Genomic DNA, 16,524 nt, shown 5'->3' on the forward strand with positions numbered 1-16,524 from the left:
GCTGAGCGACGAACAAGTCAGGGGCGTCACGGTGCAAGCCGCGACGCCCGTTCGAGGTTCCATACACGCAACCCCGCGCCGCATCGGCGAAAAGGTTGCCAAAGGGTTTTTCGATGCAATCCGAAGCTCAATCCCTGATCAGCAGCAAGATTTGTTCGACCGAGCCGGTCTTCGGCGGTCCGTTGACGCGCCGCGCATCGCACGCTGTCGATGTGCGCTGGGGCGGACAGCTCGTGACGATCGGCGGCGACGCGCCCGTGCGCGTCCAGTCGATGACCAACACCGACACCGCCGACGCGATCGGCACCGCCATCCAGATCAAGGAACTGGCGCAAGCCGGTTCCGAGCTCGTGCGCATCACGGTGAACACGCCGGAAGCGGCCGCGGCCGTGCCGCATGTCCGTGAGCAACTGGATCGCATGGGCGTGACCGTGCCGCTCGTCGGCGACTTCCATTACAACGGGCATCTGTTGCTGCGCGACTATCCCGCGTGCGCGGAAGCGTTGTCGAAATACCGCATCAATCCGGGCAACGTCGGTCAGGGCGCGAAGCGCGACACGCAATTCGCGCAGATGATCGAAGCCGCGATCAAATACGACAAGCCGGTGCGCATCGGCGTGAACTGGGGCAGTCTCGACCAGGATCTGCTCGCGCGCATGATGGACGAGAACGCCGCGCGTTCGACGCCGTGGGAACTGCAGAGCGTCATGTACGAGGCGCTGATTCAATCGGCGATCGGCTCTGCGGAACGCGCTGTCGAACTGGGTCTCGGCCGCGACAAGATCATCCTCTCGTGCAAGGTCAGCGGCGTGCAGGATCTGATCGCTGTGTACCGTGAACTCGCCAAGCGTTGCAGTTTCGCTCTGCACCTCGGCCTGACCGAGGCGGGCATGGGCTCGAAGGGCATCGTCGCGTCGACGGCGGCGCTTTCGGTGCTGCTGCAGGAAGGCATCGGCGACACGATTCGCATCTCGCTCACGCCTGAACCGGGCGGCGCGCGTACGGGCGAAGTCGTCGTCGGCCAGGAAATTTTGCAGACGATGGGCCTGCGTTCCTTCACGCCGATGGTCATCGCATGCCCCGGCTGCGGCCGCACGACGAGCACGCTCTTCCAGGAGCTCGCATCGCAAATCCAGACTTACCTGCGCAGCTCGATGCCCACCTGGCGCGACCAATACCCCGGCGTCGAAAAGATGCACGTCGCGGTGATGGGCTGCATCGTCAACGGACCGGGCGAATCGAAGCACGCGAACATCGGCATCAGCTTGCCGGGCTCGGGCGAGAATCCGGCGGCGCCCGTGTTCGTCGACGGCGTGAAGGTGAAGACGCTGCGCGGCGAGCGCATCGCCGAGGAGTTCCAGCAAATCGTCAGCGACTATGTCGAGCGCACCTACGGGCAAGGTGCAGCCACGTGTGAAGAGACGTCCACCGCAACCCTTTGAAGACAGATGACTGAACAGAAGAAACGGCTCGAGAAACTGAGCGGTGTGAAGGGCATGAACGACATCCTCCCGCAGGATGCCGCGTTGTGGGACTTCTTCGAAACCACCGTCAAGTCGATGCTGCGCGCATACGGCTATCAGAACATCCGCACGCCGATCGTCGAGCATACGCAGTTGTTCACGCGCGGTATCGGCGAAGTGACCGATATCGTCGAGAAAGAGATGTACAGCTTCACGGATGCGCTCAACGGCGAGCATCTGACGATGCGCCCGGAGAACACCGCGGCGGTCGTGCGCGCGACCATCGAGCACAACCTGCTGTACGACGGCCCGAAGCGCCTGTGGTACGTGGGCCCGATGTTCCGTCACGAGCGTCCGCAGCGCGGGCGTTATCGCCAGTTCCATCAGGTCGGCGTGGAAGCGCTCGGCTTCGCGGGTCCCGATACGGACGCCGAAATCATCATGATGTGCCAGCGTCTCTGGGACGATCTCGGGCTCACCGGCATTCGCCTCGAACTCAATTCGCTCGGTCAGGCGGAAGAGCGCGCGGCGCATCGCAAGGAACTGATCGCGTATCTGGAGAAGCATGTCGATTCGCTCGATGAAGAAGCGAAACGCCGTCTCTACACGAACCCGCTGCGCGTGCTCGACACGAAGAATCCTGCGATGCAGGAGATCGCGCAGAACGCGCCGAAGCTCGTCGATTTTCTCGGTGACGCGTCGCGCAAGCACTTCGAAGGCGTGCAGCGTCTGCTCAAGGCGAACAACATTCCGTTCAAGATCAATCCGCGTCTCGTGCGCGGCCTCGACTATTACAACCTCACCGTGTTCGAATGGGTTACCGACAAGCTCGGCGCCCAGGGCACGGTCGCGGGCGGCGGTCGCTACGATCCGCTCATCGAGCAGCTCGGCGGTAAGCCGACGGCCGCCTGCGGCTGGGCGATGGGCGTGGAGCGCATCCTCGAGTTGCTGAAGGAAGAGCAGCTCGTGCCGGAAGCCGAAGGCACGGATGTGTATGTCGTGCATCAGGGCGAAAAGGCGGCGGAGCACGCGTTCATCGTCGCCGAGCGTCTGCGCGACACGGGCCTCGACGTCATCCTGCATTGCAGCCCGGACGGCGCGTCCGCGAGCTTCAAGTCGCAGATGAAGAAGGCCGACGCAAGCGGCGCGGCCTTCGCGGTGGTGCTCGGCGAGGACGAACTCGCGCAGGGCATGATCGGCGTCAAACCGCTGCGCCGTTCGGGCGACGAAACCTCCGACAGCCAGAAGAACGAGCAAGTGAACGTTCCGGCGGAAGACTTGACCGAATACCTAATCAATGCGATGGTTGCAACCGCCGATGACGAGGGCGCCTGAGATACAGGCCCATTTTGCCGTTCGCCGCGGTCCGGATCGACACAATCCGGCATCGCGCGCGGTGCTCGTTGAGGGAATTGAAACGCAGGAAGGAATAGCTGGACGATGAGCTATCACGACGAACAAGAATCACTTGAAAGCGTAAAGGCCTGGTGGGCCAAATGGGGTAACACCACGACGTGGGTTGTGCTCGTGGCGCTCGTCATTGGGGCCGGGTACAACGGATGGAATTTCTGGCAGCGTCGTCAGGCGGCCGAAGCGTCGGTGCTCTACGACCATCTTCAGCAGGCAGTCAACGCCAACGATCAGGCGCTGGTCACGCGTGTGGCCACCGACATGGAAGACAAGTTCGGCGGCACGGGTTACGCGCAGATGAGCGCGCTCGCGGCCGCGAAATCGCTTTACATGGCGGGCAACACGGCGGGTGCGAAGGCGCAGCTGCAATGGGCCATCGATCACGCGAAGGACGACGAGTACAAGCAGATCGCGAAGCTGCGTCTCGCGCTCGTCCTGCTCGACGAGAAGAACTACGACGCAGGTCTCAAGCTGCTCGCGGATCAACCGCTCGATGCGTTCAAGGGCGTGATCGCGGATCGACGTGGCGACCTGCTCGCCGCGCAAGGCAAGCGCGACGATGCGCGCGCGGCCTACAAGGTCGCGCTCGAGACGCTGCCCGAGAACGACACGTCCGCGCGTCAATTGATCCAGTTCAAGCTCGATGCGCTCGGCGGCTGATCCGCATCGTTTCAATCGGTATCGATCGATCCTGCACATCAGTCAATCAAGCCGCCCGCCACGGCGTCGCGATGCAGCGACGCGGCGGCCGGCGCCGATCAACCCAATTCACCAATTCATGTTGCGTCCACCGATGACTTTTTTGAAACGCTACGCCGTGCCGCTCACTTGCGCGATGACCGTCTTGCTGGCCGCCTGCTCGTCGACCAAGGATGAACGCCGCGTGCCGACACCGCTCGCGGACTTCAAGCCGGTGTTGAGCGTCAACCAGACGTGGAAGGCGAGCGTCGGCAAGGCGGGCCGGTATCTGTTCTCGCCGGTCGCGGTCGGCGATTACGTCTTCGCCGCGGGCACGAACGGCACCGTCGCCAAAATCGACGCGAAGACCGGTCAGGACGTCTGGCGCATCAAGCTCAAGGACGATCTGTCCGCGGGCGTCGGCAGCGACGGCAATCTCACGGCGGTGGGCGGTCTGAAGGGTCAGGTCGACGTGCTCGGCGCCGATGGCAAGCTGCTGTGGACGGCCACGGCGCCCGGCGAGATCGTCTCGCCGCCGCTCGTCGGCAACGATCTCGTGATCGTGCGTACGATCGACGGCAAGGTCATCGCGTTCAACGCGCAGACGGGCGAGCAAAAGTGGGTCTTTCAGTTGCGCGCCGTGCCTTTGAACCTGCGTGTCGCGGCGGGCATGACGTTCGCCGGCAATCAGGCAGTGCTCGCGGGCTTCCCCGGCGGCACGTTCGCGGCGATCAACCTGCAGACGGGCGACGCCTACTGGCAGGCGCCGGTTTCGTATCCGAAGGGCGTGACCGAAGTCGAGCGTATCAACGACGTGACCGGCGCGCCGGGACTCGTCGGCGCGCAGACCTGCGCGGTGACGTTCCAGGGCCGCATCGGCTGCTTCGATGCGAACTCGGGCCAGCCGGTGTGGGAAAAGAATTTCTCGAGCGACAGCGGCCTCGCGCAAGACGAGCAGATCGTCGCGGCGGGCGACGACTGGTCGGTCGTGAACGCGTTCCGCGCGACGGACGGCTCGCAGATCTGGAAGACCGATACGCTGAAGAACCGCAGTGTCAGCGTGCCGTACATTCTGGGCCGTGCGGTCGTCGTGGGCGACTATCAGGGCTTCGTGCACTTCCTGAACACGGAAAACGGCCAGCTCATCGGCCGCGCACCGACCGACGGCAGCGCGATCACCGCGGCGCCCGTGATGGCGGGCAACACGCTCGTCGTGCAGACGCATGACGGCGATCTCTACGGTTTCCGTCCGGGCAACTGAGTGACAGCCAGGCTTCGGGCGCGTGACGCGCGCTCGAAGCCGTAAGCAGCAAGCGCGCCGTCGATGTCCGGCGGCGCGGCAGGCTCGCCACGACGAGCCGCACGAGAAAGAAGCGTCGCGCCGCGCGCGCATCGCGATAAAACCCGCCTGCAAAAGCAGGGTAGAAGAACGAGCGCGTCGTGCGAAGGCGCCGCGCAAGACGAGCCTCGAACGAGGCAAGACCGGCGAACGACCGCCGATCATCCGGCCAACCGACGCGCCTCGCGTGCGGCAAGCCGAATCCATGCTAATTTGCGACAAGCGCAGCCATTGCGCGGCGTAGCGGAACGCAACGAGACGTTTCTACCGCCCGTTCCGCGTTCGCCTTGCGTTCAACCTTGAACAAAATCAGATGAAACCCGTGATTGCGCTCGTCGGGCGCCCCAATGTTGGGAAATCGACGCTTTTCAACCGGCTAACGCGCTCGCGCGACGCGCTCGTCGCGGACTTGCCGGGCCTGACCCGTGACCGCCATTACGGCGAAGGCCGCGTGGGCGGCGAACGTCCGTATCTCGTCGTGGACACGGGCGGTTTCGAGCCGGTGGCGAAGGACGGCATCCTGCACGAGATGGCGCGGCAGACGCGTCAGGCGGTCGAAGAGGCCGATATCGTCGTGTTCATCGTCGATGGCCGCAACGGACTCGCGCCGCAGGACAAGGCGATCGCCGACTATCTGCGCAAGACCGGCCGTCCGCTCTTTCTGGTCGTGAACAAGGCCGAGGGCATGAAGTATTCGGCGGTCGCGGCGGACTTCTACGAGCTCGGCCTCGGCGATCCGCGCGCGATCTCGGCCGCGCACGGCGACGGCGTCGTCGAGATGATCAACGATGCGCTCGACATTGCCTACAAGGATCAGCCGGAAGAAACGGACGAAGAGAAGGCGAAGCACGGCGTCAAGATCGCGATCGTCGGGCGTCCGAACGTCGGCAAGTCGACGCTCGTGAACACGCTGATCGGCGAGGAGCGCGTGATCGCGTTCGACATGCCCGGCACCACGCGCGATTCGATCTATGTTGATTTTGAGCGACAAGGCCGCAAATACACGTTGATCGACACGGCCGGCCTGCGCCGCCGCGGCAAGGTGTTCGAAGCGATCGAGAAGTTCTCGGTCGTGAAGACGCTGCAATCCATCGCTGACGCCAACGTCGTGATCCTTCTGCTCGATGCGCAGCAGGACATCTCGGAGCAGGACGCGCACATCGCGGGCTTCGTGGTCGAGCAGGGGCGCGCGCTCGTCGTCGGCGTGAACAAGTGGGACGGTCTGGACTCGCATGTGCGTGAGCGCACGAAGGCGGACCTGACGCGCAAGCTCAAGTTTTTGGACTTTGCTAAATTCCACTACGTTTCGGCGCTCGAGAAGACGGGCATCGGCGCGCTGATGAAATCGGTCGACGACGCCTACGCCGCCGCGATGGCAAAGCTGCCGACGCCGAAGCTCACGCGCGCGCTGATCGACGCGGTGGAGTTCCAGCAGCCGCGGCGTCGCGGGCCGGTGCGGCCGAAGCTGCGTTATGCGCATCAGGGCGGGCAGAATCCGCCGATCATCGTCGTGCACGGCAACGCGCTCGACGCGATCACCGAGACATACAAGCGTTATCTGGAAGGGCGTTTTCGCGAAACTTTCGGGCTCGCCGGCACTCCACTTCGCATAGAGTTTCGGTCGAGTCACAACCCATACGCGGACAAGGATTGAGAACCGCGTGAAGCCTTACGGTTCGGTGCCGTCAGCCATTTGGCCGAGGGGTCCCGAAAACGTAAAACAGCGAAAATCGGCTATAGTGTAGCGATTGTCGGCGGATCTCTTTTTCTTCGTCCACAATACTTCCAACCTGCAAAAAAACACGGAGTTTGCTATGAGCAACAAAGGGCAATTGTTACAAGACCCGTTTTTGAACGCACTGCGTAAAGAGCATGTGCCGGTGTCGATCTATTTGGTCAACGGCATCAAGCTTCAAGGCAACATCGAATCTTTCGACCAGTACGTCGTGTTGCTCCGAAATACGGTCACCCAGATGGTCTATAAGCACGCTATTTCGACGGTCGTGCCTGCCCGCCCGGTGAATTTCCACCCGGACGCTGAACCGTCCTAAACCTCGTCGCGGCCGGCGCGAATCTGCCATTTCAAAAGCGAACATTAAGCAACTCGCCGGTCGCTTCAAAAACGTAAATACATCAATTTGATCAACGCAGCGCTCGTCGGCATAGACTTCGGCAAGATCGATTTCGAAGCCAGTCTGGAAGAACTCAGCTTGCTCGCACAAAGTGCGGGCGCTCATCCCGCCGTCACGCTCACCGGCCGCCGCTCGAGCCCCGATGCCAAGATGTTCATCGGCAGCGGCAAGGTCGAGGAACTGCGCCTGCAGTGTGAAGCGAACGACGTCGAACTCGTCATCTTCAATCATGCGCTCGCGCCGGCGCAGCAGCGCAATCTCGAGGTCGCGCTGAATCGCCGTGTGGTCGATCGCACGAGCCTCATTCTCGATATCTTCGCGCAGCGCGCCCGCAGCCACGAAGGCAAGCTGCAGGTCGAGCTCGCGCAGCTGCAATATTTGTCGACGCGCCTCATTCGGGCGTGGACTCACCTCGAACGCCAGAAGGGCGGTATCGGCTTGCGCGGCCCGGGTGAAACGCAGCTCGAAACAGACCGCCGTCTGATCGGCGAGCGCATCAAGGCGCTCAAGTCGCGGCTCGAGAAGCTGCGCCGTCAGCACGGCACGCAGCGGCGTCAGCGCGTGCGCAACCGGACCATGTCGGTGTCGCTCGTCGGCTATACGAACGCGGGCAAGTCCACCTTGTTCAACGCGCTGACGAAGGCGCAGGCGTACGCGGCCAATCAGCTCTTCGCCACGCTCGACACCACGTCGCGCCGGGTCTTCCTCGGCGAGGAAGCGGGGCATGTCGTCGTGTCGGACACGGTCGGGTTCATCCGTGAATTGCCGCACCAGCTCGTCGCCGCATTCCGCGCCACGCTCGAAGAAACCATTCACGCGGACGTGCTGCTGCATGTGGTCGATGCATCGAGCGCGGTGCGCCTCGATCAGATCGATCAGGTGAACGAGGTGTTGCGCGGCATCGGCGCGGACAGCATTCGCCAGATTCTCGTCTTCAACAAGATCGACGCGGTGCCTGAGCTCGCGGCCCGTGACGAAGCGGTTGAAAGGGACGAGTATGGTAATATTTCGCGCGTTTTCTTGAGTGCACGCACGGGTCAGGGGCTCGATGCGCTGCGCGCTGCCATCGCCGAAATCGCCACGGCGGAAATCGGTGAGATCGATGCGGGCCTACCCAGCGTGCTCGCCGAATTTCCGGGCTCGCACGAGGCGTCCGACGCAACGCAATCCACGCAGTCCGAGTCAAACGCCACACACGACACGAACGCGCAGCCGGACGACCACCGGCAGGCTGTCGAACGTGACGATCACAAGGTCCCCGAGCACGGACATTAAGTTGCTTCGGAATTGCATCGACCCGGAATCGACCCCGGCTGTCTAATGGTGAATCACCGAGTGAACGACTACAAAGAGCGGACTATCCGGCAAGCTGTGCATGCCGTCTTTTCGATCAACGATCCGCGCTGGGGGCGGGGCGACGGCAATGGCGTGAAGAACGACTCGAAACGCCCGCAAGACGGCAAGCGCCCGAACGGCAAGGACGAAGGTCCACCCGATCTCGACGAGATGTGGCGCGAGTTCAATCGCCGCATCGCCGGCGTGTTCGGCAAGAAGCCCGGCAACGGCGCCCCGCGCGAGAACGGCCGCGGCACGAAGATCGGCGTCGGCATCGTCATCGGCGTGTTGATCGCCATCTATCTCGGCAGTGGCGTGTTCGTCGTGCAGGACGGGCATGTCGGCGTCGTTTCTCAGTTCGGCAAGTATCGTCAGACGGTCTCGCAAGGCATTCACTGGCGTCTGCCGTATCCGTTCCAGTCGAGCGAAATCGTCGATACGTCGCAGATTCGTTCCGTCGAAGTCGGGCGCGGCACCGCGCTGTCGCAAGGCAACGTGCGCGACGCGTCGCTTCTGACGAACGACGCGGATATCGTCGACGTGCGCTTTGCCGTGCAGTACCAGATCAAGTCGCCCACTGACTTCCTCTTCCGCAGCGTCAATGCGGACGACAGCGTCACGCAGGCCGCGCAATCGGCGATCCGCGAGATCGCGGGCGGCCTCACGACAGACGACATGCTCTACAAGGATCGCGAGGCGCTGCGCGCGCGCCTGATCGAAACGATCCAGCGTTCGCTCGACACCTATCGCACCGGTCTGCAGGTGACGGGCGTCGCGGTGCAAAGCGTGCAGGCGCCGCAACAGGTGCAGTCGGCGTTCGAGGAAGCGGCGCGTGTGCGTCAGGACAACGAACGCGCCCGCGACACCGCGCAAGCCTATGCGGATCAGTTGCTGCCGCGCGCGAAGGCCGACGCGGCGAAGCTGATCGACGAGGCGCGCGCCTATAGCAACCGCGAAGTCACGCAGGCGCAGGGAGACGCGGAGCGCTTCAAGGAGGTCTACGCGGAATACTCGAAGGCGCCCGCGGTCATTCGTCAACGCATGTACCTGGACACGATGCAGCAGATCTACTCGCGCACCACGAAAGTTTTCGTCGACAGCAAGGCGGGCAATAACGTCGTCTATCTGCCGCTCGACAAGCTCGTCGAAGCCAATCGACAGCAGGCGAAGGACGCGGCCGAAGGCGCGAGCGGCGCAGCCGCATCCGGCGCACCCGCCGCGACGGAAGCGCCTCAGGCGCGCGCGCAGGGCACGGCGAGCGCGTCGGCGCCGGCTGCTGCCGCACCCGCCAGCGCGGCAAGCGCTGCCAGTGGCGCGAGCGCGAATGCCGGCGGCGATCCGCTGCGCTCGCGCGATGCGTTCCGTTCCCGCAGCCGGTCGGAAGACCTGCAATAAGGAGCGCGAACATGAATCGAATCTTTGCGCTCGTCGTCGCCGTCGTCATCGTGCTGTTCATCGGTTCGTCGATGATCTTCACCGTCGACGAAAGACATGCCGCCGTCGTCGCCGCCCACGGCGAAGGAAATCCGCGTCTCGAAGGCCCCGGTCTGCACTTCAAGCTGCCGCCGCCGTTCCAGACGCTTACGCTCATCGACACGCGCACGCTCACCATCGACGAATCCGGCGCCGACCGTTTCTCGACGGCGGACAAGAACGAAGTGCTGGTCAACACGGTGATCAAGTATCGCGTTTCCGATCCTTTGAAGCTCTTCGAAAGCAACGAGAAGAACACCCAGACGGCAGAGGAACGCATCACCGCGCTTGCGCGCACGGCGCTCGCGAGCGCCTTTGCGAAGCGCCCGCTCACCGACGCGCTCGGCGCTCAGCAGGCGATCGAAACCGACGCGCAGAAGAGCGTGGAAAGCGCGGCCGCGGTGTTCGGCGTGCAACTGGTCGACTTGCAGATGACGCGCATCGACTTCCCGTCGGCGGTGGCCGATTCCGTCTACAAGCGCATGATCGCGGCACGCCAGCAGGCCGCGGCGAACGAACGCGCGAAGGGCACGGCGGACGCGGACAAGATCAAGGCCGACGCGGAGCGCACGCAGCAGGCCATCGTCGCGGACGCCTACAGCCAGGCGCAGTCGATCAAGGGCGAAGGAGACAGCAAGGCGGCGGCCATAGCGGCCGATGCGTACGGACGCGATCCGCAGTTCTACCAGTTCTATCAGAGCCTGGAAGCGTATAAGAAGACGTTCAAGCCGGGGGACGTGATGGTCGTCGACTCGAACAGCGATTTCTTCCGCTTCATGAAGAGCCCGACCGGCGGCGCGACGGATACGTCGGCCCCGGCGACGGCGAAGCGCTGATTCCCGTCCGCGCCGCGCGCCGGATCGTCCCGGTCGCGCGGCATAAAAAAACCCTTGGACATGGCCGAGACGTTACTGCTCGCTCTTGCGTTGATGCTGATTATCGAAGGCATGTTTCCCTTCGTTTTCCCGACCGCCTGGCGCGATACCTTTCGCCGCATCGCGGAGCGACCGGTGCACCATATCCGCATCGGCGGACTGGTCGCCATGGTGCTCGGCCTGATTCTGCTCCTGATCGCGACGTGAGCCTCGTCCGGCAGGCCGCCGCCATTTCGCCTATCTTGTCCTTATCCTTTCGTCCCTGACCGTTCAAGTCCGTGAGCGCCGCGCGATCCGCGCCGAGCCCTCTCGTCCCGTAGGAAACGTATCGATGTCCACCTGGTTACTTCCCGAGAATATCGCCGATGTCTTGCCGTCGGAAGCCCGCAAGATCGAAGAGCTGCGCCGCCGCCTGCTCGACCGTTTCCGTTCGTACGGCTACGAGCTCGTGATGCCGCCGATGCTCGAGTATCTCGAATCGCTTCTGACGAGCGGCGGAAGCGACCTGAATCTGCGCACCTTCAAGCTCGTCGATCAATTGTCCGGGCGCACGCTCGGCCTGCGCGCGGACATCACGCCGCAGGTGTCGCGCATCGACGCGCATCTGCTGAACCGGCAGGGCGTGACGCGTCTGTGCTACGCGGGCGTCGTGCTGCACACGCGCCCGCGCGGGCTGCACGCGACGCGCGAGCAGATTCAGATCGGCGCGGAAATCTATGGGCACGCCGGGCTCGAAGCGGATCTCGAGATCCAGCAGCTCATGCTCGATTCGCTGCATCTCGCAGGTCTGAAGAAAGTGCGGCTCGATCTGTGCCACGCCGGCGTGCTCGCCGCGCTGCTGGAACTCGAGCCGGCGGCGGCATCGCTCGGTGAAGCGCTTTACGAAGCACTCGCGAGCAAGGACGTGCCGCGCCTCAATGAACTGACCGCGCATCTCGGACAAGTGCCGCGCGAGGCGCTGCGGGCATTGCCGTCGCTCTATGGCGATGCTTCGGTGCTGCAGATTGCGCGTGGCCGTCTGCCGAATCTGCCGGTGATCGCGCGCGCGCTCGACGATCTCGCGTTCCTCGCGGGTCAGGTCGAAGGTGCCGAGCTGATGATCGACCTCGCGGACCTGCGCGGCTATGCCTATCACAGCGGCGTGATGTTCACCGCCTATGTCGATGGCGTGCCGAACGCCGTCGCGCGCGGCGGCCGATACGACGACGTTGGCCTGGCCTACGGCCGTGCGCGGCCCGCTACGGGCTTCTCGCTCGACCTGCGCGAAGTGGCGCGCATCTCGCCCGTCGACGCGCGCGGCAGCGCGATCGTCGCGCCTTGGAAACACGATGAACCGCTGCGCGCTGCGATTCTCGCGCTACGCGACGCGGGCGAAGTGGTGATCCAGGCGCTGCCCGGCCACGACCACGATCTGGACGAATTTGCGTTCGACCGTGTGCTCGTCGAGCGCAACGGCAAATGGACGGTCGAAACCCGCACCTGAAGCGGACGATGAATACAGGCGCTTGATCGGCAAGGGAATTTGCTTAGCGGATTCCAATCACGCGAGCGTGACGAAATCGCGAAACGCGTCCCGAAAAACTCGGAACCTTTCGCGAACATAGGTAAAATACGTTTTTAACCAGCTAACGAATCAACATGTCTGCCAGTGCAGTGAATGTGAACCCGGGGCGCAACGTCGTCGTGGTGGGCACCCAGTGGGGTGATGAGGGCAAAGGCAAGATCGTCGACTGGCTGACGGACCACGCCCAGGGCGTCGTGCGCTTCCAGGGCGGTCACAACGCCGGCCATACGCTCATCATCGGCGGCAAGAAGACCATTCTTCGCCTCATTCCCTCGGGCATCATGCGCGCGGGCACGGCCTGTTACATCGGCAATGGCGTCGTGTTGTCGCCGGAAGCGCTGTTCAAGGAAATCGATGAACTGGAAGCTGCGGGCGTCGACGTCTGCAAGCGCCTGTTCATTTCCGAAGCCGCCACGCTCGTTCTCCCGTATCACGTCGCGATCGACCAGGCGCGCGAAGCCAAGCGCGGCGCCGGCAAGATCGGCACGACCGGCCGCGGCATCGGCCCGGCGTACGAAGACAAGGTGGCCCGTCGCGGCCTGCGCGTGCAGGACCTCTTCGATCGCGCGGTGTTCGAGGAGCGCCTTCGCGAAACGCTCGAATTCCATAACTTCGTGCTGACGCAATACCTCGGCGCGAAGGCCGTCGATTTTCAGGAAACGCTCGAGACGATGCTCGGTTACGCCGACCGTCTCGCGCCCATGGTCACGGACGTTTCCCGCCGTCTCTACGACGAAAACCACGCCGGCCGGAATCTGCTGTTCGAAGGCGCGCAAGGCACGCTGCTCGACATCGACCACGGCACGTATCCGTATGTCACCTCGAGCAATTGCGTCGCGGGCGCGGCGACTTCGGGCGCGGGCATCGGGCCGCAGCGTCTGAACTACATTCTCGGCATCACCAAGGCGTACTGCACGCGCGTCGGTTCGGGCCCGTTCCCGAGCGAGCTGTACGACGCGGACAACGCGCAGCGTCAGGATCAGGTTGGCCTGAATCTCGCGACCGTCGGCAAGGAATTCGGCTCGGTCACCGGCCGTCCGCGCCGCACCGGCTGGCTCGACGCCGCCGCGCTGCGCCGTTCGATTCAGATCAACGGCATCTCGGGCCTGTGCATGACCAAGCTCGACGTGCTCGACGGTCTCGACGAAGTGAAGCTGTGCACGGGCTACACGCTCGACGGCAAGCTGATCGACATCCTGCCGCGCGGCGCATCGGAAGTGGCGCGCTGCGAGCCGGTGTATGAAACCTTCGGCGGCTGGAAGGAAAGCACCATCGGCATCACGCAATGGGACGGGCTGCCGGAAAACGCGCGCAAGTACTTGTCGCGTGTGCAGGAAGTGGCGGGCGTGCCGATCGACATGGTGTCGACCGGTCCGGACCGCGACGAAACGATCCTGCTTCGCCATCCGTTCAAGGTCTGAGCGCTTAACGAGCCTCGACCGGAGCCGGACGCTGTAAAGAATGTGGCCGCCTGATGCGGCCACATTTCGTATATAACCTAAGCATTTGAAAGAGCCTCACCATGATCGCGATGACGGACCCGCGCAACGACGACAAGAACCTCTGGGTCGGCTGGGATGAATATCACCGGCTGATCGAACTCCTCGCACTGAAGGTGCACGAGTCGGGCTGGAAGTTCGACAAGATCCTGTGTCTCGCGCGCGGCGGCCTGCGTGTGGGCGATCAGCTGTCGCGCATCTACGACCTGCCGCTCGCCATTCTCGCGACGAGCTCGTACCGCGAAGCAGCGGGCACGGAGCAGGGCGATCTTGACATCGCGCAATACATCACCATGACGCGCGGCGATCTGTCCGGCAACGTGCTGCTCGTCGACGATCTGGTCGATTCGGGCGTCACGCTCGCGCGCGTGCAGGAGCATCTGAAGGAGCGTTATCCGGCCATCACGGCGGTGCGTTCGGCGGTGCTCTGGTACAAGGCGTGCTCGAAGGTCAAACCCGACTATCACGTTCAGCATCTTGAAACGAATCCGTGGATTCATCAGCCTTTCGAGGAGTGGGACACGGTGCGTCCGCACAACCTGGGCGCGTGGATCAAGCGCGGCACGCAAAACGGGCGCGGATGATCGGCGACGCCTGATCTTTCGCATGACAGACGCCGTTCGCCTGGCACGATGCCGGGCGCAACGGCGTTTTTTGTTTTTGCATGATGGCGGACCGAACGCCGAAGAATCGAGCTGAACGCGCCCGCCTACGCACACGGAGCGCGATGCTACACTCTGACACGCGTCTCTCGTGGCGCTGGAGCAACACGCGAGAAGGCGTCTTCGCGTGCAACGTTAGATAGAATGGCGTTCGTTTTTTCCGCCCTGGACGGATATATCGCTTTTATGACTAACACGACTCACGCGCACGAGCATAAACAGCCAATGCACTCGCTTGCGCTCGCCGCCATTGGCGTCGTTTTCGGCGACATCGGCACGAGTCCTCTCTACTCCCTGAAGGAAGCCTTTAGCCCGTCGCACGGCATCGGCTTGTCGGAGGCGTCGATTCTCGGCGTCATCTCCTTGCTCTTCTGGGCGATCGTCATGGTGGTCGCCGTCAAATACGTGCTGTTCGTCATGCGCGCCGACAACAACGGCGAAGGCGGCGTGTTCGCCATGACGACGCTCGCGCTGCGCAGCGTGAGAGAGGCCGGCAAGATCTCGGGCGTACTGATGATGCTGGGCATCTTCGGCGCGTGCATGTTCTACGGCGATGCGGTCATCACGCCGGCGATGTCGGTGCTGTCGGCGGTCGAAGGTCTCGAGATCGCCGCGCCCAAGCTCTCGCCGTACGTGCTGCCGATCACGATCGTGATTCTCATCGCGCTGTTCTGGATTCAGCGCCACGGCACGGCGGTGGTCGGCAAGCTCTTCGGCCCGATCATGGTCGTGTGGTTCGCGACGCTCGCGGTGCTGGGCGCCGCGCATATCGTCATGGAGCCGCGCATCATCGTCGCGCTCAATCCCTATTACGCCTTTTCCTTCATGGCGCAGCACGTCCTGCAGGCGTATATCGTGCTCGGCTCGGTCGTGCTGGTGCTGACCGGGGCGGAAGCGCTGTACGCGGACATGGGGCACTTTGGCGTCAAGCCGATTCGCTACGGCTGGTACGGCTTCGTCATGCCGTCGCTGTTGCTGAACTACTTTGGTCAGGGCGCGTTGCTGATGCACTCGCCGCAAGCCATCGAGAATCCGTTCTTTCTGCTCGCGCCCGACTGGGCGTTGCTGCCGCTCGTGATTCTGTCGACGGTCGCGACCGTGATCGCATCGCAGGCGGTCATTTCCGGCGCGTATTCGCTGACGAGCCAGGCGATTCAGCTCGGCTACGTGCCGCGCATGAAGATCCTTCATACGTCGGAACTTGCGATCGGCCAGATCTATATTCCGCTCGTGAACTGGATGCTGCTTTTCATCATCCTGTGCATCGTCATCGGCTTCAAGAGTTCCGAAAATCTCGCCGCCGCGTACGGTCTCGCCGTCACCGCGACGATGCTCACAACCACCATCCTGGTTTCAGTCGTGATGGTGAATCTGTGGGGCTGGAACCGTTGGCTCGTCGGCGGGATGATCGCCGTGTTCCTGATGATCGACATCGGCTTCTTCGGCGCGAGCCTGCTGAAGATCGAGCAGGGCGGCTGGCTGCCGCTGTGCATCGGCGGGGCGCTCTTCTTCTTGCTGATGACCTGGTACAAGGGCCGCATGATCGTGAAGGATCGCACGGCGGCGGACGGTATCCCGTTGATGCCGTTCCTGCAGGGCTTGCTCGCGCATCCGCCGCATCGGGTGTCGGGTACGGCGATCTATCTCACCGGCAGCGATTCGCTCGTACCCGTGAGCCTTCTGCACAACCTGAAGCACAACAAGGTGCTGCACGAGCGCACCATCTTCATGAACTTCAAGACGCGCGACATTCCTTATGTCGACGATGCGCATCGTCTCGAAGTGAAGGACATCGGCGGCGGTCTGTTCCTCGTGAAGGCGGCATACGGCTTCAACGAGACGCCGGATGTGAAGGCCGTGCTCGAACAGATCACACGCACGCACGCGATGACCTTCGAACTGATGGACACGTCGTTCTTCATGGCGCGCGAGACGGTCGTGCCGACGGAATTGCCGGGCATGTCGGTGTGGCGCGAGCGCGTCTTCGCGTGGATGCATCAGAACGCCGCGAAGCCGACGGATTTCTTCAGTATTCCCGCGAATCGCGTGGTCGAGCTGGGAACGAAGATCGAGATCTGACGCTTCGTTTATCAG

Annotated in this window: 14 protein-coding genes; all 14 read left to right on the top strand. The window is 63.2% G+C overall.

Annotation, left to right across the window (positions count from 1 at the left end):
- Positions 1-113: 113 nt before the first annotated feature.
- A complete protein-coding gene (gene ispG, locus IAG25_RS09310) occupies positions 114-1,442 on the top strand; it encodes a flavodoxin-dependent (E)-4-hydroxy-3-methylbut-2-enyl-diphosphate synthase (protein WP_187604612.1) in 1,329 nt (442 codons plus the stop codon).
- Positions 1,443-1,448: 6 nt separating this feature from the next.
- Positions 1,449-2,798 carry a histidine--tRNA ligase gene (hisS, locus tag IAG25_RS09315; protein ID WP_187604613.1) on the top strand — a complete coding sequence of 450 codons (1,350 nt, stop codon included), beginning with the start codon at positions 1,449-1,451 and terminating at the stop codon, positions 2,796-2,798.
- 105 nt (positions 2,799-2,903) lie between these two features.
- Positions 2,904-3,533 carry a tetratricopeptide repeat protein gene (locus IAG25_RS09320; RefSeq protein ID WP_187604614.1) on the top strand — a complete coding sequence of 210 codons (630 nt, stop codon included), beginning with the start codon at positions 2,904-2,906 and terminating at the stop codon, positions 3,531-3,533.
- A gap of 133 nt (positions 3,534-3,666) precedes the next feature.
- Positions 3,667-4,812 (top strand): outer membrane protein assembly factor BamB, encoded by a 1,146-nt coding sequence (gene bamB, locus IAG25_RS09325; protein ID WP_187604615.1) that lies wholly within the window; start codon positions 3,667-3,669, stop codon positions 4,810-4,812.
- Between the two features lie 391 nt (positions 4,813-5,203).
- A complete protein-coding gene (gene der / locus IAG25_RS09330) occupies positions 5,204-6,544 on the top strand; it encodes a ribosome biogenesis GTPase Der (RefSeq protein WP_187604616.1) in 1,341 nt (446 codons plus the stop codon).
- Positions 6,545-6,704: 160 nt separating this feature from the next.
- Positions 6,705-6,941, top strand: coding sequence for an RNA chaperone Hfq (gene hfq, locus IAG25_RS09335; RefSeq protein WP_008349383.1), 237 nt, complete (start codon positions 6,705-6,707; stop codon positions 6,939-6,941).
- Positions 6,942-7,028: 87 nt separating this feature from the next.
- Positions 7,029-8,297, top strand: coding sequence for a GTPase HflX (gene hflX, locus IAG25_RS09340; RefSeq protein ID WP_187604617.1), 1,269 nt, complete (start codon positions 7,029-7,031; stop codon positions 8,295-8,297).
- Between the two features lie 60 nt (positions 8,298-8,357).
- Complete coding sequence (gene hflK / locus IAG25_RS09345) at positions 8,358-9,752, top strand: FtsH protease activity modulator HflK (protein WP_187604618.1); 1,395 nt, start codon at positions 8,358-8,360, stop codon at positions 9,750-9,752.
- Between the two features lie 11 nt (positions 9,753-9,763).
- On the top strand, positions 9,764-10,666 hold the full coding sequence (gene hflC / locus IAG25_RS09350) for a protease modulator HflC (protein ID WP_187604619.1): 903 nt from the start codon (positions 9,764-9,766) through the stop codon (positions 10,664-10,666).
- A 54-nt stretch (positions 10,667-10,720) separates the two neighbouring features.
- Complete coding sequence (locus IAG25_RS09355) at positions 10,721-10,912, top strand: DUF2065 domain-containing protein (RefSeq protein ID WP_035500998.1); 192 nt, start codon at positions 10,721-10,723, stop codon at positions 10,910-10,912.
- Between the two features lie 124 nt (positions 10,913-11,036).
- On the top strand, positions 11,037-12,188 hold the full coding sequence (locus IAG25_RS09360) for an ATP phosphoribosyltransferase regulatory subunit (protein WP_187604620.1): 1,152 nt from the start codon (positions 11,037-11,039) through the stop codon (positions 12,186-12,188).
- A 155-nt stretch (positions 12,189-12,343) separates the two neighbouring features.
- The gene (locus tag IAG25_RS09365; protein WP_035500996.1) at positions 12,344-13,690 is read left to right on the top strand and encodes an adenylosuccinate synthase; all 1,347 of its coding nucleotides are present in this window, start codon (positions 12,344-12,346) and stop codon (positions 13,688-13,690) included.
- A gap of 101 nt (positions 13,691-13,791) precedes the next feature.
- Positions 13,792-14,352, top strand: a complete 561-nt coding sequence (locus IAG25_RS09370) for a phosphoribosyltransferase (protein ID WP_008349397.1) — start codon at positions 13,792-13,794, stop codon at positions 14,350-14,352.
- A 264-nt stretch (positions 14,353-14,616) separates the two neighbouring features.
- On the top strand, positions 14,617-16,509 hold the full coding sequence (locus IAG25_RS09375) for a potassium transporter Kup (RefSeq protein WP_187604621.1): 1,893 nt from the start codon (positions 14,617-14,619) through the stop codon (positions 16,507-16,509).
- Positions 16,510-16,524 lie beyond the last annotated feature (15 nt).

The organism is Caballeronia sp. EK (genome assembly GCF_014384845.1).
GTDB lineage: Bacteria > Pseudomonadota > Gammaproteobacteria > Burkholderiales > Burkholderiaceae > Caballeronia > Caballeronia jiangsuensis.

Excerpts from the sequence above, each read along its gene's own strand:
- ispG (WP_187604612.1), top strand. The coding sequence starts at position 114 with ATGCAATCCGAAGCTCAATCCCTGATCAGCAGCAAGATTTGTTCGACC.
- hisS (WP_187604613.1), top strand. The coding sequence starts at position 1,449 with ATGACTGAACAGAAGAAACGGCTCGAGAAACTGAGCGGTGTGAAGGGC.
- IAG25_RS09320 (WP_187604614.1), top strand. The coding sequence starts at position 2,904 with ATGAGCTATCACGACGAACAAGAATCACTTGAAAGCGTAAAGGCCTGG.
- bamB (WP_187604615.1), top strand. The coding sequence starts at position 3,667 with ATGACTTTTTTGAAACGCTACGCCGTGCCGCTCACTTGCGCGATGACC.
- der (WP_187604616.1), top strand. The coding sequence starts at position 5,204 with ATGAAACCCGTGATTGCGCTCGTCGGGCGCCCCAATGTTGGGAAATCG.
- hfq (WP_008349383.1), top strand. The coding sequence starts at position 6,705 with ATGAGCAACAAAGGGCAATTGTTACAAGACCCGTTTTTGAACGCACTG.
- hflC (WP_187604619.1), top strand. The coding sequence starts at position 9,764 with ATGAATCGAATCTTTGCGCTCGTCGTCGCCGTCGTCATCGTGCTGTTC.
- IAG25_RS09360 (WP_187604620.1), top strand. The coding sequence starts at position 11,037 with ATGTCCACCTGGTTACTTCCCGAGAATATCGCCGATGTCTTGCCGTCG.
- IAG25_RS09365 (WP_035500996.1), top strand. The coding sequence starts at position 12,344 with ATGTCTGCCAGTGCAGTGAATGTGAACCCGGGGCGCAACGTCGTCGTG.
- IAG25_RS09370 (WP_008349397.1), top strand. The coding sequence starts at position 13,792 with ATGATCGCGATGACGGACCCGCGCAACGACGACAAGAACCTCTGGGTC.
- IAG25_RS09375 (WP_187604621.1), top strand. The coding sequence starts at position 14,617 with ATGACTAACACGACTCACGCGCACGAGCATAAACAGCCAATGCACTCG.